Origin of the sequence: Sporomusa rhizae, assembly GCF_041428845.1 — a bacterium.
GTDB lineage: Bacteria > Bacillota > Negativicutes > Sporomusales > Sporomusaceae > Sporomusa > Sporomusa rhizae.
Window position 1 is genome coordinate 4,467,460 of the sequence record NZ_CP156925.1, and the last position, 24,498, is coordinate 4,491,957.

A 24,498-nucleotide genomic window follows, 5' to 3' on the forward strand; every position below is an offset into this window, starting at 1 on the left:
GCCGGAAAACGACTAGGTTTCCCGGCTCCGACGGTCCATAGTTAGATAGCCATACCCGGCTGCAGCATTTTGCCATATTTGACGCGCCACCAGGAAACCGCCCTGGTTGAGTCCACTTCCTGGCGGATTTTAGTCAGGTCGGGCGGTATCACACCCGGCCTTGGCGAGTGAGGTTCGTTAAATTCCTGAAAAATATCAGCCTTGCCCATATAGTCTGCCGTAATCCAGAAACCGTAATTCATGCCGAAATCATTACCCTGAGTCAAACTCCGCCCCACGGAGTAATAGGTAAAATCCTTAGGTCCAACAAGCTCAAGCAGGGTAGGAGTAATATTAATATGGCTGCCCGCAGCCGTTTCCGGTATAGAATCTTTGGTTACCCCTTTGCCATACATAACAAACGGTATGGCATATCTTTCAAACAACGACGGGTTATTATCAACGTTAACCCTGTCGGCATGGTCGCCAACAATAACAAACAGGCTGTCAGGATATTTTTGGCGGGCCGCTTTAACAAACTTGGCCAGCTCTTTATCAGCATACCAGAAGTGGCCTAATTTCCGTATTAAATCACCATCGTCTTTTTGCTTCTCGGGCAGTCCGGCGGCGACAACCGCACGGTCAAATCCCTCGCGCTCCAAGTCTACGGTGTAGGGAGAATGATTGGAGACTGTCAGAACAACATGAAAACCCGGTTTGTCATCCTTAACCCGGTCAAGCACAGCTTTATATAGAAATGCGTCGTCACAGCCCCAGACATTTCCCTCATCACTGTTGATATCGCCCCTGCCATAGAAGCTGTCAAACCCCTGTGACAGAGTAAAATCCCTGATTTTCTCCCACGAATTTGATCCGGAATACCAAAAGTCCGTTGAGTATCCCAGGCGTTTAAGCTGTGGCGCCAAGGCCGTAGAATACGGTTCCTTATAAGTTTCCGGCAAATAATTCAAGTACAGATTGGCCTCCGCCAGCCCTGTCAAAATACCCATAACCCCGGAAATTGTACTCAAGCCGTTAGGAAGGAAATTGGGAACATAAACGGCATTTTCCTGGGCAATTATGCCCTTGAGGCCATTCGCAATATTAAGGTTACTGTACTGAGGCAATAGCGGCCAATTGGCATAGCTTTCACCAACAATCAAAAATATTTGGCGCGGCGGTGTATCTGTTCCCACCGCGACACGTTTTCGTAAAAAATCATCTAACTTAGGTGAATTAACGGGCTTGCCGGCCAAATAGCTGCCATACTCCCTCATCCGGGCCGGATCCATATCCAGACCTGTGGAAGCCTGAACCCGCCCATGCAGTACATACGCCCGGTATAATGCCTGCACATCATCTAATATAGCCTCATTCAGCAGTTGGTCTTTGGTAACCCCGGAATTTTCCCAGTCAATATTATCTAAATAATTCATAGTTCCGCCAAACTGTATAAAAGTTACCAGCTGGTAAACGACAATAAGCAAAGCCACTCTGGGAACAATGTTGTAGTACCACTTAGGCAGGCGCGGAAAGGGTAAAGGCTTGACCGCAAGCCAGCGCTTTAACAATTTACATAAGAAAAAAGCGGTAACTAGAACGAAGATCATCCGCACAGGCAGATTATATTGCTCGATAACAGAATGAACAATAGCCGACACATCATCTTTTAGGGTATTAAAAATCAACTGGTTAAAGGCCATATGAAACTCTTGATAGTACGGAATGCGTGCATGGAACAAAAAGCTAAGCAGAGTAACATACAACACCCCTAGGTAATAACGGATATTACTAAGCTTTTTCCAGGGGATAAACAGCCGTAGACCGGTACAGCAAACCAGTGGTAAAAGAACGAGCACCCCGGTACTCTTAAGACTGATGCGAAAACCATAATACAACGCCGTCACAATATCATTCATCGCCACAGAATCGCTCAAAAACGAATGCATAACGGCGATAAAGCCAACCCGGAACAAACAAAATAATGCCAAAATAAAAATAAACAGCTTACAATCCTGCTGAAATTCTAGCCAAAATTCGTCCCAACTCGCCAATTTAATGATAAACCCAACCTTTCAGGTATAAAACTAACGCTATACTTTATTCAGAACTTCGGTAGGTTTCTACTTTTTTTACCAAAATCCTGCTGATTTCACCAAATAAATTCCCGGAAATAAAAGGGAGGGTACTAGGAAGACTTAAATTGCTGATACTACCCAGACTGCAGGAGGTAAGTTTTTTAAAGATTAATTCTTCCGGTTGTGGAAAAACTACTGGCAGGAAGGGAAGGAGTTTTTTATATGAATCCATCTCTAAATCGCCTTGTTTCCATTATTGGCGTACCTTTGGACTTAGGCGCTAATCACCGTGGCGTCGACATAGGGCCGAGCGCAGTCCGCTATGCCCAGTTAGAAGAACATCTGCAGGCTCTGGGTTATAGCATCGAGGATAAAGGCGATATCTTACCCAACAAGCCCAACTGCAGTTATCTGGACGAAAGCAACCTCAAATATTTGGACGAAATTACCCGGGTAAATACCGAGTTGTGCGCGATAGTTGCTGAAGAAATAAGTAGAAACCGGTTTCCCCTGGTGCTGGGCGGCGACCATAGCATTGCCATCGGGACGATATCCGGTGTCTTGCAGCACAAGCAACGGCTTGGGGTGTTATGGTTTGACGCTCATGGCGATATCAATACGGCAGAGACCTCGCCCTCCGGCAATATTCACGGCATGCCGGTAGCCGTAAGGTTTGGCCTAGGTCATGAACGACTACTTGGCATTGGTGGCAGGAGGGTCACCCTTAATCCTCAGAAATTTGTCATGATTGGTGTCCGGGACCTGGATCCCGGTGAAAAAAAGCTCTTAAAAAAGCTTGGCATCACCGTGTACACCATGCACGAAATTGATCTATTCGGCATGGCCGCAATAATGGAAAAAGCGATCCGCCAAGTATCTGACGGCACTGACGGCGTGCATGTCAGCTTTGACATGGATGCCATGGACCCCTTACACGCGCCGGGGGTTGGTACGCCGGTATTGGGAGGACTAACCTACCGGGAAAGCCATCTGGCAATGGAGCTTTTGGCGGCGGCCAATATTGTTACCAGCGCCGAATTTGTTGAAATCAACACAGTCCTTGACCACCGCAATCAAACGGCCAAAGTGGCTGTAGCCCTTATTCGCTCCCTGCTCGGTGAAAGAACTTTATAAAGAAAACACGGCTTACGCCGAGCCCTGGCGAAAGCGAAAGCCGATGTTGCCCTTATCCAGGCGAAAGATATACTTTCTACAGGATAGGAAAGAAAATGAGACTGCCGGACACGCCTGCAGTCTCATTTTATCAAGTTATTCAGTATATTTGAAGGTAATCGTCTTTTGCATATCCGGATGAAGGCTGTTATAAACCGGGCATTCTCTCGCAGCAAGTTCGATGATTTTGCGTTCTTTAGGACTATAATTATTATGCGGCAAAGTAATTTCTACTACCAGTTCAACGATACGGCGCGGATTCGTTCCCATAATCTTATCGGTACGTACTTCGGCTCCCTCAATGCTAAAACCGTGGGTCTCGGCCGCAACACCCATGATAGTCAAGATGCAGCCACCGTAAGCTACCGCCAGCAAATCAGTGGGAGAAAAAGCTTCTCCCCGGCCATGGTTATCGGTGGGGGCATCGGTAGTAAGCTTGCTTCCTGACTGGACATGCACCGATTCGGTGCGCAAATCTCCTAGATACCTGGTTGCTACTGTTGCCATCCTAATAATCCCTCCCTGTTTTGGATTACCAACTTAGTTCGCCATGCCGGATATTTTTCCTTGTGTAAGATATGCAAAACGGTATCAAATAGAACGAATAATCCAATACTATCTTGGTACGCCGTGGTTTCTCATTTAAAATCAGTAGGGAGGAACGCAAATGAAAAAGTTTGTTTGTACTGTTTGCGGCTATGTTCACGAAGGAGACGAGCCGCCTGATAAATGTCCGGTTTGCAAGGCATCCAAAGATAAGTTCAAAGAAATGTCTGGTGAGCTTGCTTGGGCTGACGAACACAGAATCGGTATTGCCAAGGATGTCCCCCCGGAAGTTCTGGATGGCTTACGCGCCAACTTTTTAGGAGAATGTACTGAAGTCGGCATGTATTTGGCCATGTCCCGCCAAGCTGACAGACAAGGCTTCCCGGAAGTAGCGGAAGCCTATAAAAGGATTGCCTTTGAAGAAGCCGAGCATGCGGCAAAATTCGCGGAGCTTCTTGGTGAAGTCGTTGTGGCCGATACGAAAGCCAATCTGAGCGCCAGAGTGGAAGCAGAGTATGGTGCCTGCGACGGCAAAAAGCAGCTGGCTACCCTGGCCAAACAACTTAACCTTGACGCCATTCATGACACCGTGCATGAGATGTGCAAGGATGAAGCCCGGCATGGCTGCGCCTTCAAAGGCTTGCTGGATAGATACTTCAAATAAAAAGGAGGATTTTCTATGGCAAAAATCAGTTGTGAAGTTTCCAATTGCTCCCATAATAAATCCGGCATCTGTTTCGCCAATTGCGTCGATATTGTCGGCAGTTCAGCCCAACAGGATTTTGATACAAGCTGCGGTTCTTATCTGAACAAGCTGCATTATTCGGAGTTAACCAATAATACCGTAAGTTCCGGCTCCTGTGATTGTCTGAAATGTACGGTTGAAACCTGCACCTATAACAGTAATAAACTTTGTTCTTTGGGTGAGATTCAGGTAAGAGGCAATAACGCCGAATACTATACCCAAACAGAATGTGACAGCTTTAAGCCCAGGCAATAGCAGGTATTAGGACAGTCCCACTATACTGCCCTATGTAAAAGCAAAACCCGTCTTCCAGCATACAGCTTGAAAGCGGGTTCATTTCTTTACACTAGAATTTCTGTTTAAGCATTACTTGCCCCTGACTATTTGGCCTTACTTCAATGGTTCGGGTGTTTTCTTTATCTAAGCTAATATCAACCCCGCCGCTCTTCACTTTGACGCCGGGCATAATCTCCAGACGCTTTTTTTCTTCTTTTCTTATTGACATCGTCTGGCTGGACAAATCTACCGGTTCAGCTTCTGAGTTTAATATTTTTCCTGTCGTTATACGCTGTGGGACTAATTGCCTTTCCGCCGCACCTTCCTCTCGATAAACAGGTGCCGCAGGCTTCTGTTCTTGTCCTCTATCTACGTTTGGGGCGGGAGCAGGAGGGACGGCAATTTCCTCTATCTTTGGCGCTTCCACTGGAACAGGAAAATAATAATGTTTAACCGCCCATCCCAGCAAAAGCGCACTCGTTACAACAAGTATCCAACCAACTAGTTTCGTCATGTAAGCCTCCTAATAGAGACGGCAAAAAATCCCGTTACTATAATAATAACCTATTATGCTAGTTTTCTTCCAGACAGTTGTTAATTCCTGCAAAAAAAATTAATCCCGTCAATGCTCTTTGCTGAACATTTGGCGGGATTACTTTAATTATAACCGCGGGCTCGCGTTGTTAAGAAAATTGCTTCTGCCCAAACTCTTATCCATATAAACCGTCTCAAGTTCTTCCGGCTTTTCTCTGCGGATTGTATATCCCTGACTTACCCAAAAAGGAAAGCCACCCGGCAAAAACTTATGGGTATGAAGACAAATGGTCTGGTAGCCATATTGGTGGCAATATTCTTCAATGGCCGCCACCAATCCACCGGCGATTCCCTTGCGGCGCAGCGAGCTTTTTACGTAGCAGCGAGACAGTTCTGCCGTAGCCGGAACATGATAACACCCCCGCACGTCTTCAAGCCTGTCATCATAAGGTCTGATAGCGACCGTGCCAATCACCTGTCCATTCTCTTCAAAGGCAGCAAACATGAGCGAGTTATCGGGTATAACATAGGCTTCTTCCATGTTAGCAAGATCCCAGCGTACTGCTACATCAGGAATATTGGGATATATTTCTTGTAGCATGGGGATGATGAAATCAAGCGCGGAAACAATATCTTTTGCCGTGACCTTGCGAATAATCCAATCATTATGTTTAAATTCCATGCGAACTTCTCTCCTCACCTATTGTTTTCGCGGCAGCAGCAATATCGCAGACTGTGCCGGCACGGTTTTCCGGCAGTGCGGGTAAGACAGCGTCCAACAGCGCCACAGACACCGGATGAGTAAGACAATGAATATCCTCCATAGTATCCAGTCTCTCCACAATCTCTCCTGCGCACATAACGGCCAGTCGGTCAGCCAGGTGAGCTACTGCTGAAAGATCATGCGAAATGAAGACATATGACATGTCCAGTTCTTCCCTTAATTTTGATAATAAATCCAGAATTTGCTTCTGGACTACTACGTCCAAACTACTGACCGCCTCGTCAAGAACAATAAGTTTGGGGCGTAAAGAAATTGCTCTGGCGATACATACCCGCTGCAACTGACCGCCACTAAACTGATGCGGATACTTATAGGCATCCTCAGGATTAAGTCCTACCAGTTCCAATAGCTCACCGACTGTTCTGAGTTGCTCCCGGTAGTTTAGCCGCGTATAATTTTCCAGAGGTTCAGAGATACTCGCGCCTGCCGTCATCCGGGGATTTACCGAGCTAAAGCAGTCCTGAAATACCACCTGAAGATCACGCCGTACCTGCCGGATGGCAGCTTTATCTTTACCATATAGATTAACTCCCTGAAAAAACACTTCTCCTGATTCCGGTTTTTCAATCCCCAGAATAACACGGCCCAAGGTACTCTTACCAGAACCACTTTCGCCGACAAGGCCAAGACACTCCCGCACACCCAGAGAAAGCGATATCTGTTTGTTTGCCTGAACCTTCCTCCCCTGTTTGAAAATACCACCACCGTGAAAGTGCTTACTGACATCCCGTAATTCAAGAAGCGGTTGTGCTGCTGCCATTAGACAACCTCCTATTACGCAATAGGCCAATACTTCGCCGTGCCTCCATAAGTGACTGGGTGTAGGGGTGGCACGGGTTAAAAAACAATTGGTAAACAGAGTCTTGTTCAACAAACTGCCCTTTATACATAACAGCTACCGAATCAGCTAACCGGGCAATAACGCCGAGATCATGGGAGATCAACAAGATACTTGTACCAAATTCACGACGCACCTCTGCCAAAAGGTCAAGTATCTGAACCTGCGAAGTTGCATCCAAGGCAGTAGTCGGTTCATCCGCAATAATCAAATCCGGTTTCTGTGCCAGGGCAATCGCAATAATCACTCGCTGCAGCATACCGCCACTCAGTTCAAAAGGATACTGATGGAGCAGTAAACCGGCATCCGGGAGTCCTACTCTTTCCAGATATTCTAAAGAAATTTTTCTGGCAGCCTTAGTGTCGGTTTTCCCATGAGCAAGCAAAGTTTCAATAAAATGATCGCCAATTGTGCGAATGGCATCAAAAGCGCTCATGGGGTTTTGCATGATAAGGGCAATCCGGTCACCGCGAAGTTTACGCCACTCGGCAGTTGATAAGCCTTCAAGGTTTTTCCCTGCCAACTGTATCCGGCCGCCTATCTTTTGAATACCTGTTGGCAAAAGGTTTAAAATTGACAGACAGGTCATGGTTTTACCACAACCGCTTTCGCCTACTAACCCAAAAATTTCCCCTTTATCTATCTGAAAGCTAATCTGCCGGACGATAGGGATAACCTTATCTTTCCGTTTAATGATAACCTCGAGATCTTCTACCGCAAGCAGCGGCTGCTTCGCCATACACTGTCCACTCTTTTCTATTGTATTTTCTTGGGATCAACCATGTCCCGCAGCACATCCCCCAGCAGATTAAAGGACATAACCACACTTAGAATCATGAAGCCCGGATAAGCCATCAACGAAGGATATCCCCGCAAAAACTGGCGCCCATCATTAATCATAGCGCCCCACTCCGGTGTAGGTGGCTGAATGCCTAACCCCAGAAACGACATCCCTGCAATATGTAAAATAACCCAGCCGACGTCAAGCGTCGCCAACACAGCAATTTGCGGAAGAATGTTCGGTAAGATATGCTTAATAATAATGACAGACTGTCTAGTCCCGGCCACCTTAGCGGCCAGCACATAATTCCTTTCCTTCAAACTTAGTACCATACCCCTGATCATCCTGGCATACCACGCCCATTGCGAAAGAGCCAGTGCCAGCACCACATTCGGCAACCCCGGCCCCATTACCCCGACTAAGGCCAAAGCCAGGATAAGGCTGGGAAAAGCCAAAAATATATCGCAGATGCGCATTACGAGGGCATCCAATCTACCACCGGCATATCCTGATAGGGCTCCTACCAATGCACTAACACTGAGAGTAACCGTCATAACGGCAAAAGCCGCCCCCAGGGAAACCCTTGCGCCATAAATAAGTCGGGACAAGATACAGCGGCCAAGGTGATCTGTTCCGAGAGGATAATCGCTATTAGAAGTCATAAGTTTTCGTTCTAAAGAGATATTGTTAGGGTCATGAGGTGCGACAACAGGAGCAAAAATGGCCAATAAAATAGTAAAGGTAATAATGGTTAGGCCTATGGCGACCAAAGTATGCCTGGCCTCAAATCTCTGGAGGAAAGCCGGAGATATTACCCTCATGATGACTCCCCTTTCAGGCGAATCCGCGGGTCTAGCCAAGCATAGGCAATATCCACAAGCAAGTTAGCCATCACGAAAATCACAGCCATCATCATTACAAAACACTGTACAACCGGATAATCACGATTCAAGATCGCCGTCACACAAAACCGACCAACCCCCGGCCAGGCAAATACATTTTCCACAATAACCGACCCGGATAATAAATAGCCGATACTCATCCCCATCGCTGTCACAAGAGGCAGCATGGCATTTTTCAGTACATGCCGGCCAATTACCCAGCTTTCTTTTAGTCCTCTTGCCCGCGCATACAAGACAAACGGCTGGTCCATATTCTCCAGCATACTGGTTCTAAGGAGCCTGATATATGTTGCGATATAACTAAAAGAGAGCGTTACCGCTGGCAAAATCAAGTTCTCCCAGGATCCTCGCCCCATAGTAGGTAAAAGGTCAAGTTTAAGTGCAAAAAAATACATCAGCATAAACCCTAACCAAAAATTAGGGGTGGCAGCACTAACAAAAGCGATTACCCGGCAAGAATTATCAAACCAACCGTCTTTGTTCAGCGCTGAGAAGATTCCCATTGGGATACTGGTTACAAGGGTAATAAGCAGTGAAGCGCCGGCCAGCTCTGCTGTTGCCGGTACAAGCAGTGCCATTTCGTCCCACACAGGCCTATGCGTGGTATACGACTTACCAAAATCAAGAGTTACTGCCTTTACAAGCCATTCCCCATACTGCACAGGCAAAGGGCGGTCGAGTCCAAGTTCAGTTCGGACTGCTGCTACTGCCGCTTCTGTCGGTGGTATCTGCGATAATCGCAAATACGCCTCCGCCGGATCACCCGGCGTAAGGCGTAAAATAAGAAAGGTAATAATTGAAATACCCACAAGTACAGGTATCAGGCTCAACAGGCGCTTAGCAATATAGGAAAGCATAGTTACTGCCTCTATTCTTATGAATTACTGAATATCGATATTTGTAAAAGGAATTTCGTATTGACTGCCCATAAAGGTAACACCAGTTACATTTTTGGGATATACAGCAATATTCGCCAGGTATGACAATGGTAAATACACTGCCTGTTCATGCAAGGTTGTAAAGATTTGCTTATACAGCTCCTGCCGTTTGGTTTCATCGGTTGTAACAAGCACTTCTGTAGCTAACTGATCAATTTCAGCTTTCATTGGCAGGCCTAACTGCGCCTGATAATCGGCATGTCCCGGTGCACGCATGGAACCGACCAGGGAATGCGGATCATACGGAGCTCCCCAGGTATCGCTGTAAATCATATTAAAGTTGCCATTTTTCTGCCGCTCCACAATGGACAGCAGTTCTTCGCCGGTAAGCTTGACTTTTATGCCAATTTTCTTCAGGTCGCCCTGGAGTACTTCGGCAACCGATTTTTGAATGGCATCGGTGCTTTCAAAGCAAAATTCCAGTTCCAGTACTTGTCCGTCTTTCTCGCGGAACTCCTTGCCCGGGACCTCCTTCCAGCCAGCCGCGTCCAATAAAGCCTTCGCCTTGGCTTCACTATACTCATATGGCGTTAAGCCAAGATTGCAGTACGGAAAGTTGGCAGCAAGCAAAGTATCCGCCTTATGTTCTGTACCAAACAAAACGCCTTTCACAAATGCATCCTTGTTAAAAGCATGCTGGACAGCCTGGCGCACCTTGATGTCTTGTGTCGCACCCTTATTAGTATTAAGAGCCACGACCCGGCTTGCCAGCGGCGCGGATATCTTGGTTTCATACTTTCCTGACTGCTGAAGCTGCTTGAAAGCATCTAAACTGATACTGCCATTGCCATAAATTAGATTGAGCTCCTTTTTTTCAAAGGCAACCACCCGTGACCCACTGTCAGGAATAATTTTTACAACCAGTTTATCAATCTTCGGTTTTGTTCCCCAATAATGCTCATTGCGAACAAATACCGCTACTTCACCTTGTTTATATTCGCTCAATACCCAGGGGCCTGTACCGATTGGCTTTTTGATGCCTTCGCCGGTATTACCATTGTCCGGGAACTGGGAAGGCGCCAGGAAGCGAATCGGCCGGATTAATGCCAATTCCTGCAGCACAGGGTAGTACGCATCTTTAAGCACTAGTTTGAACGTATTGTCATCAATAACTTGTGTATCTTTGATCTGCCTGATAAACGCTAACCAGTCATGACGTTTGCTATTAGCCAGCACAGCATCAAAATTCTTCTTAACAGCTGCTGCGTTAAAAGGAGTGCCATCAGAGAATTTTACATCCTTACGCAGTTTAAATACATACTCTTTGCCATCAGGTGAGATTGTCCAGCTTTCGGCCAGCCAGGGAATAATTTTTCCGTCATCACTGTACTGTACTAACGATTCATACACTAAAGCTTGGGCAAACATCTGGTTCGGGTTGTACAGGTGCGGATTAAGAGGGCCAATGTCTTTCGCCCAGGAAAAATTCAATGTCTTCTCTTTGGCCGGCGCGCTATTTTTCTCCGAACCGCAGCCAACCGCCAAACTAACAAAGAGGAATAGGGAAATCAGTAATGCCGCGTACTTTCGTAACTTTTGCCGTTGTTTCGTCAGGTTCGCCATTTCATAACCTCTCTTTTTAGATATTTTGAGGTAATAACAAAAAAGGCATGAAAAACCAGGAGGACCTTCTGCCCTCAGCGGCTTCATACCGATTTTCCTCATATTTAACTGTCCATATGTAGCAATTGTGATTTATTAAGAGTTTTCATAACCCTTGTTTTAAGAATTATTTTACAATAACGTCAGTTTTTTGTAAATAGTGTAATTAGTGATCTTGTGAAAATAATCCCATTTCATGAGTTATAGCCATTGTCTTTTATGAATTTGCTTTTACAATAAAAAATAGACAGTATGAGGATAACGCCATCCTGATACTGTCTATTTTCATATCGTTTACTGCATACACTGAGAATCAGTTGTTTCAATCTGAATCGCAACCTGCTGATATTGAACATTAAGCTTTATCTTTTTCATTTCGTAGCACATACAGCAAACATTGGTGTTGGATGATATAAGATTCGTTCTATTTCATCATGAACCAGATCACTAATGTTTTCCTGAACTTCTATCTGTTGAAAGCCGCATTGGCTAAGGGCCTGTTGATCCCATAACGGCCTTTTTTCACTCGACAATGGCAGTTTCCGGGCAATAGCATCATTTTCTTCCTTCTGTACTTGCGTAAACTTGTCCTGATAACCTTTTTCGATGGCAAGCTGGCGGTATTTATCACATTGAGCTTGAAGTTCCGGGTCACTCAGTCGTAAATGCCAATTGGCATCAAATACCACTACCTTACCTGCTGGTTTTAAAAGCCGGTACCATTCCCTATATACTTCTAACGGATTAGGCAAAAGCCAGGTAACATTTCTCGATACGATTATATCAAGACTCTCATTCGGTAGATCAATAGCATGAGCTTCCGCTTTCACAAAACGAATGTTTTGTCCTGCTCTTTCCACATTTTTTCGAGCCTGTTTTAACATATCCTCACATTTGTCTACTGCTGTAACCAAATGCCCCAGGCCGGCCAGTAAAACAGCAAAGAAACCCGGACCGGTTCCCACATCCAACACCCGGAGATTCTCCCGCGTTCCCACATATTTAAGCAATAACGACTCCCATGCTTGTTTTTTCCTGCAAGCCATTTGCTTCTGTATAATTTCATTATAGCTGTCAGCCCGATTGTTCCAATACTTTTCAATGCGACTTTCCAACAAAACTTATCCCTCCTATTTTACTGAATTCATTGCCATAACAAGGGGAACGCCATCACCAGCCTGATAAACGGCGGCATTTACCCGATATACCTCCCGGAGCATGTCCGGAGTCAGTACTGTGGTTGGCTGTCCGGCTGCGTAGACCTCACCGTCAGATAATACGACAATTTCGTCGGCATACCGGGCTGCCATATCAAGTTGATGCAAAGTAACGACCGTCGTCAGATTTCTGCTAATGGTCAGCTGTTTGATTAGTTCCAGCATTTCCAGTTCACGGTGCAAATCCAAACTATTTGTCGGTTCATCTAACAGTAAAATACTAGGTTCTCTTACTAACGCCTGGGCAATAAACACCATTTGCCTTTGCCCGCCGCTCAATTCGCAAATATTTCTGGCAGCTAATTTTTCTATGCCCAATTGCTTGAGAATTTTTAAAACATGCTGGATTTCTGCCTCTTTGACTTTCAATGACAAAGAATGCACTCTTCCCAGAAGAACAACTTCAAATACACTTAAAACAGCTTTACCGCAGCCTTCTTGCGACAGGTAGCTGATCTCTTTTGCTATGCCCTGTGGCTTAAGCGAGTTTATATTCACACCATCCAGCAGAACATCACCCTGCCCCCGCAGGATACCGCTGATACATTTTAGCAGGGTAGACTTGCCGGTGGCGTTCGGGCCAATAACCGCGGTCATTTTTCCCGGACGAAAAGTAAGATTGATGTTTTTTAATATTGGTTGCGGCCCATAGCTAAACGATAAATTACTTATTTCCAGCATTACCAGTACCCTCTTTTCTGTGTCAAAATAAGGGAAAAGAAAAAAGGCACACCGATCAACGACGTGACTATCCCTATCGGGAAAATCGCGCCTGGAACAATTATTTTACTGCCGATCGAAGCAAGGGAAAGTAATAAGGCCCCGCCAAGCGCCGATAGTGGCAAAAAGAATCGCTGATCCTCTCCTACCAACATTCTGGCAATATGAGGGCCGACCAGGCCAATGAACCCGATTGTACCTACAAAACATACCGCAGATGCAGTCAATAGCGAAATAAGTATAAAGGTTTTTAACCGCAGCTTTTCAACATGAATCCCCAAACTTTTGGCTTTCTCATCGCCAAGCTTCATGGCCGTAAGTTTCCAAGCATCTTTGGCGAGTACAGGAAAAACAATTAGAAGAATTGCTGTAACTAACCCCACTTTTGTCCAGGTTGCCTTCATCAAGCTGCCAAACAGCCAGAATACAATAGACTGTAGCGCTTCAGCAGACGCCATGTATTGGAGCAACGCCAACAAGGCATGAAAGAGAAATAACAGACCAATCCCGGCCAACACCATGGTTTCGGCCGTGATCGCCCTTGCCCGTCCAATAAAGTAAATCAGCAGACAGGTTATGAGCGCAAAAACAAAGGCATTAAGGGGAACAAGATAATCTTCCGGTATTGGCAGTTTATCTCCGCCCACAACAATGGCCAACGCCGCGCCAAAGCCTGCACCTGCAGAAATACCAAGAGTATAGGGGCTAGCCAGCGGATTATCCAGGATGGTCTGCATCTCAGCGCCGGCAATACCCAGAGTAGCCCCTACAACAATGGCCATTAAGGCCGTAGGCAAGCGCATAGTCCAGACAATAACATTGGCTGTTGGTTCAACCGAGGCCACACCAAAAACAGCTTTAACCACATCTGATATCGACAGCCAAGCCGGTCCTACTAAAACGTCGACAAGCAAGCTCACTATGCACACTGCTGCAACCAGGAGCAAATAATAATATTTTCGCGCAGTAATACCTTGATATACTGCTTGTTCTTTTACTAGCTCCATACCCATCTCCTCATTTAATCCTGTAAATCCATCATCCAAACTCCGCTTAGTTCAACAGGCAAAAATTTCTTGTGAAACTCCTGGAAGCTTTTAAATGGATCTATATCCTTAAATTCTTCAGGATAAATTTTTTTCGCCAGATACTGAATCACTACCGAATCATAAACCTCACGGGAAATAGCATGATGAATGGAAAATACTTGTTTATTCTTTACTGCGTTAAGTTCTGACCAGCCTGCCCGTTTGGTAAAAGACTGAAGTAGTTTCTGTGATTCTGCTTTGTTGGCCATAAAACCCATACGCAAAGACTCTGCCTTTTTCGGCCAATAAGCGCCTGTAATAATAATAATATCTGGATTAGCCTTAAGTAAAAACTCAGGATTTATTGGAGCAAATTTTTCAATTTTATCCTTGGTGATATTAGTGCCGCCGCATTTTTCCACTAAAGCGCCCCACATATAGTTTCCATAACTGTTGCCATAAGTAGCTGCCCCGTCGGAACCACACTCTACATAGACATTAGGTTTAGGCTTATTGATGGATTGTAAACGCGAGTAGATCTTATTGATCTCTTCCTGATGGTAGGCGGCCAGTTCTTGTGCCCGCTGCTCTTTGCCGAGAATTTTCCCTATCAGCTCTGTACTCTTCGTATGATTTTCGACAGTTTCCAGGTGATAGTCAATAAACACCGTAGGTATTCCCGCTGCTTCCAGTTTTTTCACAATGTCCTGGGCTTGTTTCTGCAAAGCTAGTGGTAAAATAAGCACATCCGGCTGTAAGGCAATTACCTTTTCAACATTAAAGGTGTCCTGATCTATATTCCCTATATCAGCAATCTTTTCCAGTTCCGGCATAGCCTCAGAGTACGCTTTCCACATATCATAGCGATTATTTTTTAATCCATTATCCCAGCCGGCAATCTTTTGATGTACATTTTTCCCTTCCAGCGCCAGCATAGTAATAAAGCCACCACCGCTGCCACTCCACTGCAGTACAACTTTATTAACAGGGGCTTTTAGTTTTACCTCCCGTCCGGCAAGGTCGGTTACCTGTATTTGTTCGCCTTTTTTTACTGCCGACTGCTGTGAGCAACCTGTCAGTGTGATGGTTGCAACCATAAAGACTAACATTAGTACGCATAATTGTTTTACTGCTGCTTTCCAATTCATCACAACTATCTCCTTATGCTATTTTTTAATAACCTTTCATATACAGCGCAACACCGGCTCCTACCGCTACCATGGTTAAATAAAGACCTGTCCCTACCACTGTAACATTAATCCCTGTCTTAGCACCAAAAATAGAGAGATTCGTCGGCAGTACGCGAGATAATCCATCATAGATATTATGAAAAAACGAGGCTAAGAGCAAAACAAAAATAACGTCCGGCGGAGCCAACGCACCGCTTTGCAGCAGCGTTCCGGCAACACCGATAGCCGCTATCAAGGTAGGAATACCGGCAATGATAACCAACACCCCGGTTGCCGTAAGATTAAACCAACGCAAGAAAGGATCAAGTCCGGCAATTGCTTCCTTGATGAAGTCTGTATGAATTAGGATGGTAAAGGCTAACGTAACAGGCATAAAAACTACGGCAATATCCCAAAACTGTTTGAAGGCTATCTTCCCGGCCATGACCAGGTCAGTCTTGTCGGCTTCTGTACAACAATTTTCCGGTACTTTCTGCGGCTGAGTTGCCTCATATTGTTGAGTAAGCAACCTGTTCCATACGAAACCGATTATGGTAACTAAAGTACTCAAGCCAATATTAATGACAATAAACGCTGTCCCCAGATCCCACCCTAAACTGGTAATTAAAACAGGGCTAAAATAGAAAATGGTAAAATAAATACCTGTTGGCAATGACCCCATTAAATAGACCGCCATTAAGGTACTCTTTCCTATAGTACCGTTCTTGCCAGAATCCGCTAACATGGCGTTTGCCGCATACCTGTTTAATAAACACAAAATAAAAAACGGTCCTAATGTTTCCGGTAATTTTCCGAGGGATGTCATTGGGCGTGTGACATTACTGAAAAATGCAAAAAATTTTCCGGTTCTCATCACAATGCCGCAATAGCAGCCTAAAAACATGGCAGGCAGCGCAATTTTCCACATAATTAAAACATCCGCCAGGGCTAACGGCAGGTTCATAGTTATTCTTTCTCCGCCAAAACAAACCGGAATATATACGCCTGTTCATAAGCAGCCTTCATTTGGTCGGCAATACTCAAATAGCAAGAGTCTTTGCTGGAAATATCAATAAACCCCTGCGGTTTACGCCGCTGAATTTCCACTTGGAAACCCTCTGCTGCGAAGGTCTCAGCAAGAAAATCTAATGTATGGGCGTTGGATTCCACCGGACTGTTCTGATTAATCCACTCGGTAAAATGCCGCAGGCTGGGATTACCATTGAGGTCAGTATAGGTGGCATAATAGACCCCGCCTGGCTTTAATAGCTGTTTAACCTTCCAGGCATGAGTTTTCAAATCATTAATTAAGTATATTACAGCCTGGCTGACGGCCAAATCAAACTTACCGGCAAACTGTTCCGGCGTGGTTGTCGCCACATAGGTAAGCGGCAAATCGCCTTTGCGGGAGTTGGCAATTTCGATGGATTGCTGGGCCAGATCAATGCCAAAACCTTCTTTAAATGGCTTGGTTTGATACAGATACCGTAAAAAACCGCCTTGATTGCAACCAAAATCAAGGACAGACATACTGGACAAATCCTGCTCCTGGATTAGATTGATCACCTCCTGCCACCCTTTTTTATGACGTTCTTCCATTTGCTGCTCGCCTTCCGCGCGGTTTTGCCACCATACATCATAAAGCTTGTCTTTTTGCATCATATTCTCTCCTCCAAATTATCCTATAGCTTGCGGCAATTTCGCCTCTTTTTCTACCTATCGCTATTGCTACCACTCTCTATCTCCTTATAAAATAGCCCTCCGCAGGTCGGTATCCAGGTGTCTCCCTCCTGAAAACAAAAAATCCACAAAGGGTAGAACAATAGTAAGTCCTTTTACCCTTCGTGGATATGTTCATGCGTATTCAGATTTAGATACTATTTCACCGTTAACTCACTGATCTTCAAATCAGCCTTTGTTAAAATTATAACGTATTCTCAATAACGACGCAATATGTGATTTGCGAAAATACTTCCTATAAGTTTCCATATCAGTCTATTGCATGGTATCCATTTACAATAGTTTCAATAGCGCCTGTCCGTGGATTAAATAGTAGGCCGTGAATAGGCACATCCGAAGGAATAAGGGGATTATTGCGAATTTTATCTACCACTTGCCGAATATTATCAATGGGATGATGAAACTGATCCAGCCACACCGTAAGTTCTGACTCAACCATCTTAATCGCGTCTGCTGAAATTCCCCGCTGCCGCATCTTTTTAATTAACTCTTCTGATGTTGTATGAGCAATACCGCAATCCAAGTGGCCGATGACCATTATTTCTTTAACACCAAGCTCAAAAATAGCTACTAACAAACTGCGGATAGTGGCTTCAAATGGGCCGGTAATTGTGTTACCCGCATTTTTTATTACTTTTGCTTCGCCTCGCTTAATTCCCATAGCCGGTTCGAGAAAGTCTACCAACCGAGTATCCATACAGGTAAAAATGGCTAAATGACGATTGGGAAGTTTACTCACAGACTCGTCATTTTGGTTTACATATTCGGCATAGTGGTTTACAAACTTATGATTTGCATCTAACACTTGGTCAAGAATAGTCATTATTCAACACCTCCGAATTACTCTAACTTGGTTTCTGTACTATGTATTGTAACCAACACTTCTACATAAAGCAATTGTCATTTAGATTCAGTTGTTATTATTTTTTTGCAAACTATTCCGGCAAACTTATCGCCGTTGGCATTCGCGAGCAGCAATCGTCGGGGCTATTTATGATGAAGAAAACACGGCTTGCGCTGAGCCTTTGGCGAAAGCGGAAGCCGATGTTGCCCTTATCCAGGCGAAAGTTTACTTTTTATCAGGACAAGTAAAACCCGCTTTCCAGCCGAAAGCGGGTTTGTACTAGGTGTGTCCTAGCTTAACTTTTGTTAAGCATTTTTTCTACTCTAATGCATATTTGACTGCAGCAGCGGCATGCAGCGTCATTGTATCAAACACCGGGGCATCAACATCAGCCTGCTTAATTAAGAGCGGAATTTCAGTACAGCCCAGAACAACTCCCTCTGCTCCCAGCAGTAACAATTTATTGATAATTTTTTGCAATTGCTCTTTTGATTTTGAGTTAAGAACACCCATACATAGTTCCTGAAAAATAATTGTATTTATCAACTCGCGTTCGTTTGTTTCAGGGATAATAACCTCAATACCATGCTTTTCTTTGAGCCGGTTCCGGTAAAAATCCCCCTCCATGACAAACTTGGTTCCCAGTAAACCCACTTTTTGAAGACCTTGCTCTTTAATCTGTTGTGCTGCCGCGTCAGCAATATGCAATAGCGGCATACCGGTTTGCTCAATTATACTGTCAGCACATTTATGTATGGTATTGGAACAAATAATGATAAAATCAGCTCCGCCCTGTTTTAATCGCAGTGCCGCATCAACTATCTCCCGGGTTACCTGTTGCCAATTGCCTTGCCGCATGAATTCCTCAACAGTTCCAAAATCAACCGAATACATCAGGCACCGGGCCGAATGCAGCCCGCCTAATTTTTGTTTCACACCTTCATTAACAAGCCGGTAATACTCTACTGAGGATTCCCAGCTTACCCCGCCAATAAGCCCGATTGTCTTCAAAACCTCATTTCTCCTTCCAATACGCGTACGGCCGTGCCACCAACCTTAATAGTAGTGACTTGCTCGCCCTGCTTACTGACAAGGACATTCACCCGGCCTGGACGTCCCACTCCCAGACCTGCTTCCCCGGTCAAAGCAGTCTCGCCGTTAATTGCAATTAGATTATGAGCAGCAATATACGCAGCCGCAGAACCATTACCAGTCCCGCAGACAGGGTCTTCATTGACTCCGTCCAGCGGACAGAATGCCCGGGAATGAAAACTGCAGTCAGGCTGAACGGTCTCGAGGCAAAATGGCACAAAGCCTTCCGCCCCGCACTTTTTGCTCATAGCGGCAATAGCGGAAAAATCCAGGCAAGCATTCCTCAGCTTAGCAAGCTTTTTAATACCCACTACCAGCCACCACAGACCTGTTGATACCTTCAACGGCTGTGTTGGCAGTAAATCTTCAACGGCAAGCCCTAAGCCCGCAGCAATTTCTGCCCGGCTAAGTTCTACTTCCGCAAATTGCGGCACAGCCTGGGTCATCATAAACATTACCTGATTGTCTGTTTTCATTACTTCTACCGGTAAAACTCCGGCTTTAGTTTCCTGATAAAAAATACTCTTAGTCTGATCCAGTTTCCCTTCCTCATATAAGGTGGCAAAAGTGGCAATGGTAGCATGGCCACATAAAGCAACCTCCACATTTGGCGTAAAAAACTGCACTTTAAAGTCAGCCACATTAGAATGTGAGACAAATGCCGTTTCCGATAGGTTCATCTCGCGCGCAATCTGTTGCTTTACTTCGTCGGACAAATCATTGGCGTCAGTTACCACCCCGGCGGGATTGCCGCCGAACGGCCTGGTAGTAAAAGCGTCTACTTGCTTAATTTTAACAATCCCCATTATATTCACCTCTACTATTTAATTAAACCAGTGGCTTTATATTTCTCTCACTCTCTTGATTATCATCAAGGCTTGTTGTTTCCCGGACAGCTTGCATTAAATATTTTATCCCGGTTTGAATTTGTTCCTGATTTGTAAAAGTATAATTAAGCCTGATACGAGTATCGCCTTGAGTTCCATCTGGATAAAAAGTTTCCCCGGGCAAAAACACAACACCCCTGTTACCGGCATTAGCCACCAGCTTATGCCTGATAATATTGTCAGGTAGCCGGCACCAGATATAGTAACCGCCCTCAGGCTTATCCCATTTGGTTCCCGGTACTTTATATTTCTCCAAAGCCTTCAGCATTGCATCTCTGCGCGCAGAATACTCTTGCCGCACTAAGGTTATGTGTTTTTCATAATATCCCCTGCGAATAAATTCGTCCAATAAGAACTGTGCCGGTGTATTAACATGTAAGTCTGTCAGCTGTTTTAGATGAGCAAACTTTGCCAGCACCTGAGGCGGACCCGAAACCCAGCCTACGCGCAGCCCCAGAAACAGAGTCTTGGAAAATGTACTTAAATAAATAACATAGCCATGTCTATCCAGCGCTTTGAGCGGGGGATACGGCGGCCTGTCATAATAAAGTTCTCCGTACGGATCATCCTCTAAAATAGGCAGCTGATACTGATAAGCCAAGTTTAAGAGTTGATACCGCCGTTCCAAACTCATGGAAACTCCGGACGGATTTTGAAAGGTAGGCAAGGTGTAAATAAATTTAGGCTTATGACGAATTAACAAGGCTTCCAACACATCTGTCCGCATACCCTCCTGGTCAATAGGCACACCGATAACCCGTGCTCCGGCAGACCGGAATATCTGAATCGCCCCAAAGAAAGTAGGTTCTTCCACCAATACAGTGTCACCAGTCCTGATAAATATTCTTGCCGCAAAATCAAGACCTTGCTGTGACCCGGAAAGTACAACAACATCTTTTGGCGAGGCTGCAATCTGACGTTGCCGCAACAAGTGACTAATACTTTCCCTAAGCGGATAATACCCTTCAACAGGACTATGTAAAAACAGTTCCCGGTTGGCTGTCGTAAATAACTCGGTTTGGATTGTTTTCAGTATTTCTACCGGATATAAATTCGACGCCGGAATACCACCGGCAAATGATATTACACCGCTATCACCAGTCATAGCCATAATATCTCCGATAATATTGTCAGTACCTGCATTTATACTGTCAGTAAAAAATTGATACCACGGCAGCGGGTTGATATAACTGTCAGGCAACGCCGTTTTTTTTACTGTATGGGACAAAACTACCGTACCTTTACCGACATGTGAATCCACCAAGCTATCTGCTTTCAGTTCCTGGTACGCTTTTATCACCGTACTGCGGTTAACTTCAAGTTCCTTAGCCAGACTTCTTTCCGGCGGCAATAAAGTATCGGCAGGTAATATCCCGGAGAAAATCATATCTCGTACTTGATTTTTGATTTGCAAATAAACAGGGGTATCTGCGTTACGATTGATTATGATGCGCATCAGATCACTCTTCTTTAAGGTATTTGGATTGGTACCCTCCAATAACTATTTTATCAAATTAATTAACAAAGAAAACTACCAATTGGCATATTTCATAACCAGCCAATATACTTATTGCTTCTTTGCTGACGGTTATTAGATTTAATATATAAGTCAATTTGTCCCATAACGCAATCCCGCCCCCGTTACTTGGACACATCTAAAATAAAAACAGGTCTAAGCCCCAGCACATGGGTTTAGACCTGTTTTAAAGATCTGCCATAATATTTACTGCTAAATCACTATTTCATAAAAAAAACCTGCTAGCGCGGGCCTTTGATACCGAAATCCGGTACTCAAATCCATTAACCCCGGCAACTCCCGTAACCCCTGGCCCTTTGCCGGAGAAAGCGTTCCGCAGGAGAAAAGCCGGGCGGTATTCCGTTAAGAAATCCGTACTGTTTGAGCGCAGCGAGTTTACGGATTTTAGGAGTACCGCCTGGCTTTTCAGCTTTTGGAGGCTTCGGGCCTAGACCTTTTGTTACTTTTGGGTCAATTGCCAAAAGTAAGATTCCGCAAACCCGCGCCATTCCTCCCGCCTCAGCCTCTGAAAACTTATACTTTCTTATCTTATAAAGAAAACACGGTTTGCGCCGAGCCTTTGACGAAAGCGGAGGCCGATGTTGCCCTTATCCAGGCGAAAGTTATACTTTCCATCAGGATAAAGTATGCTTAGCCACTTCTAAAGCGCAGGTCCTTCTTAGGATAAACTTAGCTTTGCTATCGCCTCATTAAATTCCGGCAGCAAACCTTTCTTAGCTGCCGAAAGTAAAACTACAACATCCATTGTTTCAATCGGTCCGGAGACGGGTACAAACTTGCCGGCAAAATATTTTTCCGAAATACTTCGTCCCACCCGCTCTTCGGCTAACACATAATCGAGATTACCAAGGTTCAACTGGCTGAAACACTCCATATCAGAGAGATATGTATTTATTTTTGCTCCGGCCTTGGACAAATAGGCCATGCTTCCGCCTATCCCGCCACTGATTGTACCAACACGGCTTCCGGCCAGTTTTACGACGCTGCCATTATCTGCTTCACGGCGAGTCCCGAATACAACCACCTTGAATTGAGCATACGGACGTGTAGGGAGCCACCCCTCTGAGGCCAGCTCGGGGTTTGGCCAGCCTACATTTATTAACGCATCAATTTCGCCTTGCTGCATGAGCTTGTGGACTTTAGCCCAAGGCCTGCCGATAAAGACTGCAGTCTTCCCGATCTGCTGTCCTACGCGTTTAAGAATATCAATACTATGACCAGCCGAACTGCCTTTTTCGCAATAAACCCAGGGTGGGAATTTATCATCATGCCCGAAATACATAATTTTACCGTCCGGATTATGTTTAGAAAGGACAAACATCCTGTCCCCGATATCGCCCACGTCCTGTTCCAGCTTTACCATGTTCGAGTGGTATTCGCCAAATCCATGCATCATCGATTTCAGATCGGTTACTATTTGCGCGGTCGCATCTAATGTTGAATCAAGTTCATCGACAACTGCTTTTAGCTGAATTGCTTTCTCGTTAGAAGCACTAATAACTGTCTCGATCCGGTCACCCATCAGCCGTATATCCGAAGTTGCATGTTTGACCTTGCCATTTACTGCAACTACTTCTTCGCGCATAATTTCTTGATTTACATACCCGGATTCCACTACAGCATTCAGGGAATCCGTCACCTTTTCCATGTTTGCCATCGTTGTTTGAATGGATTTGGCTGCTTCTTCACTGGATGCGGCCAATTTTCTTACTTCATCCGCAACAACGGCAAACCCTTTACCGGCTTCTCCTGCCCGGGCAGCCTCAATAGCAGCATTGAGCGCAAGCAAGTTGGTTTGGTTGGCAATATATGTTACTGAATTACTCGCCTCGTTTACTTGTTTGAACGAGGCCGATATATTATTTACAGCAATACGAATATCGTCATACATATTTCGCAGATTTTCCACTTTATCATTAAGAGTGGATATGCGCGCTTCTATTTCCGCCATGCTTTTTGTTCCACTTTCAGCAGCCACAGTAAGTTCCTTGCTCTGCTCAGAGATTCCCAGAACCGCCTCCACCGCTGCAGCAACTTCGAATTGAAACTTTTCACTCTGCTTGCTGCCCATAGCCAGTTGGTCTATTGACTCTGACAATTGCTGTCCAAACGAGAGAATAGCATCGCCTGCTCCGCTAACAACGCCATGCAGTTTTGTTTGCAAACCACGTATTTCGGCTTTCGTGGCCGAATCGTCCGGAAGCGCTTTGGGTGCCCGCATTACATCACCAGTCGTTTCCATTAACGTTGCTTGGGCCGTAGTGTTTGATTTCTTCCAAAATGCACACATCTTCAGCACCTCTTTATGATAAAATTGCCAATCGGCTCCCGGAACCCAGGAACTCCATCCAATTTTTGCAAGACTATGCGTATATTTCTTGCTGGCAGCACATTATCCTTTGTGTATTTTTCTGAAAATTCGACAAGAATGACCTTATAAATTGTAAAAATTAACTATTCCTCCGGAAAACACCAAAACAAACCATTCCATGTTTTATTTATTATGCAAGTTTATCTGCCGGTTGGGAACACTACAGCCGGAGGTGAACCTCTTAATAATAACGTCGACAAAATCGAAAGTTGAGGCGATTCTTATTGACTGACAAACAGCCTAAGGAAAATAAGCTGTCGTCGCAGGCTGCCGCGGCGACAATCGCAAATAGCAATACTGACAACGAAGAAAGTAAGTATTTGCACACCTTAGAGCAAGTAATGAAAGACCGCTCCGCAGAATAACCGTTGATCATAAACTGCCAAACCCTCTTATCCTGTGAAAGGATAAGAGGGTTTGGATTTTACTTCCAACACGGAATACTTTACAATGGAAGAAACGTGGCTACCTAGGAATTTTGAATAGTAAAGCTTACTTGAGAGGTATTATGGTATGGATACCTTACCCTCCCAACTCTATTTGATAAAAAACTTTTGCTGTATCCTTTTGTATACGGGGGTTCCGGTCAGCCAAACAGAACTTTAAAAATATCTCCCGAAGCACTAACAAAGCTTAACAACGTTATCGCCTTTTTAGAAAACGACTAAGCTGTTCTCATATACTGCAGCAGAGTTGACTTCAAACCATATCCTCTTC

At 44.9% G+C, this 24,498-nt stretch carries 24 protein-coding genes; 4 read left to right on the top strand and 20 right to left on the bottom strand.

What is annotated here, in order from left to right; translation table 11 throughout:
* Nucleotides 1-41: 41 nt before the first annotated feature.
* Nucleotides 42-2,033 carry an LTA synthase family protein gene (locus SRRS_RS21070; RefSeq protein WP_371363299.1) on the bottom strand — a complete coding sequence of 664 codons (1,992 nt, stop codon included), beginning with the start codon at nucleotides 2,031-2,033 and terminating at the stop codon, nucleotides 42-44.
* A gap of 246 nt (nucleotides 2,034-2,279) precedes the next feature.
* Between SRRS_RS21070 and rocF the strand changes: the two genes are divergently transcribed.
* Entirely contained in the window at nucleotides 2,280-3,191 is a 912-nt protein-coding gene (rocF, locus tag SRRS_RS21075; RefSeq protein WP_371363300.1) for an arginase, read from the top strand.
* Between the two features lie 135 nt (nucleotides 3,192-3,326).
* Here rocF and SRRS_RS21080 read toward each other — a convergent pair whose 3' ends face one another.
* Complete coding sequence (locus SRRS_RS21080) at nucleotides 3,327-3,737, bottom strand: OsmC family protein (RefSeq protein WP_371363302.1); 411 nt, start codon at nucleotides 3,735-3,737, stop codon at nucleotides 3,327-3,329.
* Nucleotides 3,738-3,897: 160 nt separating this feature from the next.
* Between SRRS_RS21080 and SRRS_RS21085 the strand changes: the two genes are divergently transcribed.
* Together SRRS_RS21085 and SRRS_RS21090 are read left to right on the top strand one after the other, a co-directional pair.
* The gene (locus SRRS_RS21085) at nucleotides 3,898-4,440 is read left to right on the top strand and encodes an NADH peroxidase (RefSeq protein WP_371363304.1); all 543 of its coding nucleotides are present in this window, start codon (nucleotides 3,898-3,900) and stop codon (nucleotides 4,438-4,440) included.
* A 15-nt stretch (nucleotides 4,441-4,455) separates the two neighbouring features.
* Complete coding sequence (locus SRRS_RS21090; protein WP_371363306.1) at nucleotides 4,456-4,776, top strand: DUF1540 domain-containing protein; 321 nt, start codon at nucleotides 4,456-4,458, stop codon at nucleotides 4,774-4,776.
* Between the two features lie 91 nt (nucleotides 4,777-4,867).
* On the opposite strand, the gene SRRS_RS21095 is transcribed toward SRRS_RS21090, so the two are convergent.
* The 18 genes from SRRS_RS21095 to SRRS_RS21180 all read right to left on the bottom strand — a co-directional run bounded on the left by SRRS_RS21095 (nucleotide 4,868) and on the right by SRRS_RS21180 (nucleotide 23,700).
* The gene (locus SRRS_RS21095; protein ID WP_371363308.1) at nucleotides 4,868-5,311 is read right to left on the bottom strand and encodes a hypothetical protein; all 444 of its coding nucleotides are present in this window, start codon (nucleotides 5,309-5,311) and stop codon (nucleotides 4,868-4,870) included.
* Nucleotides 5,312-5,458: 147 nt separating this feature from the next.
* Nucleotides 5,459-6,013: a GNAT family N-acetyltransferase gene (locus SRRS_RS21100; protein ID WP_371363309.1), complete on the bottom strand. Its 555-nt coding sequence runs from the start codon at nucleotides 6,011-6,013 to the stop codon at nucleotides 5,459-5,461.
* A complete protein-coding gene (locus tag SRRS_RS21105; RefSeq protein ID WP_371363311.1) occupies nucleotides 6,003-6,875 on the bottom strand; it encodes an ATP-binding cassette domain-containing protein in 873 nt (290 codons plus the stop codon). Before SRRS_RS21105 ends, SRRS_RS21100 begins: the two co-directional genes overlap by 11 nt.
* Nucleotides 6,850-7,692 carry an ABC transporter ATP-binding protein gene (locus tag SRRS_RS21110; protein WP_371363312.1) on the bottom strand — a complete coding sequence of 281 codons (843 nt, stop codon included), beginning with the start codon at nucleotides 7,690-7,692 and terminating at the stop codon, nucleotides 6,850-6,852. Before SRRS_RS21110 ends, SRRS_RS21105 begins: the two co-directional genes overlap by 26 nt.
* Before the next feature lie 17 nt (nucleotides 7,693-7,709).
* Nucleotides 7,710-8,555, bottom strand: a complete 846-nt coding sequence (nikC, locus tag SRRS_RS21115) for a nickel ABC transporter permease subunit NikC (RefSeq protein WP_371363313.1) — start codon at nucleotides 8,553-8,555, stop codon at nucleotides 7,710-7,712.
* A complete protein-coding gene (nikB, locus tag SRRS_RS21120) occupies nucleotides 8,552-9,493 on the bottom strand; it encodes a nickel ABC transporter permease subunit NikB (RefSeq protein ID WP_371363315.1) in 942 nt (313 codons plus the stop codon). Before nikB ends, nikC begins: the two co-directional genes overlap by 4 nt.
* Before the next feature lie 24 nt (nucleotides 9,494-9,517).
* Complete coding sequence (nikA, locus tag SRRS_RS21125; RefSeq protein ID WP_371363316.1) at nucleotides 9,518-11,137, bottom strand: nickel ABC transporter substrate-binding protein; 1,620 nt, start codon at nucleotides 11,135-11,137, stop codon at nucleotides 9,518-9,520.
* Nucleotides 11,138-11,547: 410 nt separating this feature from the next.
* On the bottom strand, nucleotides 11,548-12,294 hold the full coding sequence (locus SRRS_RS21130) for a class I SAM-dependent methyltransferase (protein WP_371363317.1): 747 nt from the start codon (nucleotides 12,292-12,294) through the stop codon (nucleotides 11,548-11,550).
* A gap of 12 nt (nucleotides 12,295-12,306) precedes the next feature.
* A complete protein-coding gene (locus SRRS_RS21135; RefSeq protein WP_371363319.1) occupies nucleotides 12,307-13,074 on the bottom strand; it encodes an ABC transporter ATP-binding protein in 768 nt (255 codons plus the stop codon).
* The gene (locus SRRS_RS21140; RefSeq protein ID WP_371363321.1) at nucleotides 13,074-14,120 is read right to left on the bottom strand and encodes a FecCD family ABC transporter permease; all 1,047 of its coding nucleotides are present in this window, start codon (nucleotides 14,118-14,120) and stop codon (nucleotides 13,074-13,076) included. Before SRRS_RS21140 ends, SRRS_RS21135 begins: the two co-directional genes overlap by 1 nt.
* Nucleotides 14,121-14,134: 14 nt before the next feature.
* On the bottom strand, nucleotides 14,135-15,289 hold the full coding sequence (locus SRRS_RS21145) for an ABC transporter substrate-binding protein (protein ID WP_371363323.1): 1,155 nt from the start codon (nucleotides 15,287-15,289) through the stop codon (nucleotides 14,135-14,137).
* Between the two features lie 25 nt (nucleotides 15,290-15,314).
* Entirely contained in the window at nucleotides 15,315-16,274 is a 960-nt protein-coding gene (locus SRRS_RS21150) for a hypothetical protein (protein ID WP_371363324.1), read from the bottom strand.
* 2 nt (nucleotides 16,275-16,276) lie between these two features.
* The gene (locus tag SRRS_RS21155) at nucleotides 16,277-16,972 is read right to left on the bottom strand and encodes a class I SAM-dependent methyltransferase (protein ID WP_371363326.1); all 696 of its coding nucleotides are present in this window, start codon (nucleotides 16,970-16,972) and stop codon (nucleotides 16,277-16,279) included.
* Between the two features lie 328 nt (nucleotides 16,973-17,300).
* Nucleotides 17,301-17,873 carry a beta-class carbonic anhydrase gene (locus SRRS_RS21160; RefSeq protein ID WP_371363327.1) on the bottom strand — a complete coding sequence of 191 codons (573 nt, stop codon included), beginning with the start codon at nucleotides 17,871-17,873 and terminating at the stop codon, nucleotides 17,301-17,303.
* Between the two features lie 339 nt (nucleotides 17,874-18,212).
* Nucleotides 18,213-18,905: an aspartate/glutamate racemase family protein gene (locus tag SRRS_RS21165; RefSeq protein ID WP_371363328.1), complete on the bottom strand. Its 693-nt coding sequence runs from the start codon at nucleotides 18,903-18,905 to the stop codon at nucleotides 18,213-18,215.
* Nucleotides 18,902-19,792 (bottom strand): PhzF family phenazine biosynthesis protein, encoded by an 891-nt coding sequence (locus tag SRRS_RS21170; protein ID WP_371363329.1) that lies wholly within the window; start codon nucleotides 19,790-19,792, stop codon nucleotides 18,902-18,904. The genes SRRS_RS21165 and SRRS_RS21170 overlap by 4 nt, the downstream gene beginning before the upstream one ends.
* Nucleotides 19,793-19,814: 22 nt before the next feature.
* Nucleotides 19,815-21,329 carry a PLP-dependent aminotransferase family protein gene (locus tag SRRS_RS21175; protein ID WP_371363330.1) on the bottom strand — a complete coding sequence of 505 codons (1,515 nt, stop codon included), beginning with the start codon at nucleotides 21,327-21,329 and terminating at the stop codon, nucleotides 19,815-19,817.
* A gap of 739 nt (nucleotides 21,330-22,068) precedes the next feature.
* A complete protein-coding gene (locus SRRS_RS21180; RefSeq protein WP_371363332.1) occupies nucleotides 22,069-23,700 on the bottom strand; it encodes a methyl-accepting chemotaxis protein in 1,632 nt (543 codons plus the stop codon).
* 305 nt (nucleotides 23,701-24,005) lie between these two features.
* Between SRRS_RS21180 and SRRS_RS21185 the strand changes: the two genes are divergently transcribed.
* Nucleotides 24,006-24,146: a hypothetical protein gene (locus SRRS_RS21185; RefSeq protein WP_371363333.1), complete on the top strand. Its 141-nt coding sequence runs from the start codon at nucleotides 24,006-24,008 to the stop codon at nucleotides 24,144-24,146.
* Nucleotides 24,147-24,498: the final 352 nt, after the last annotated feature.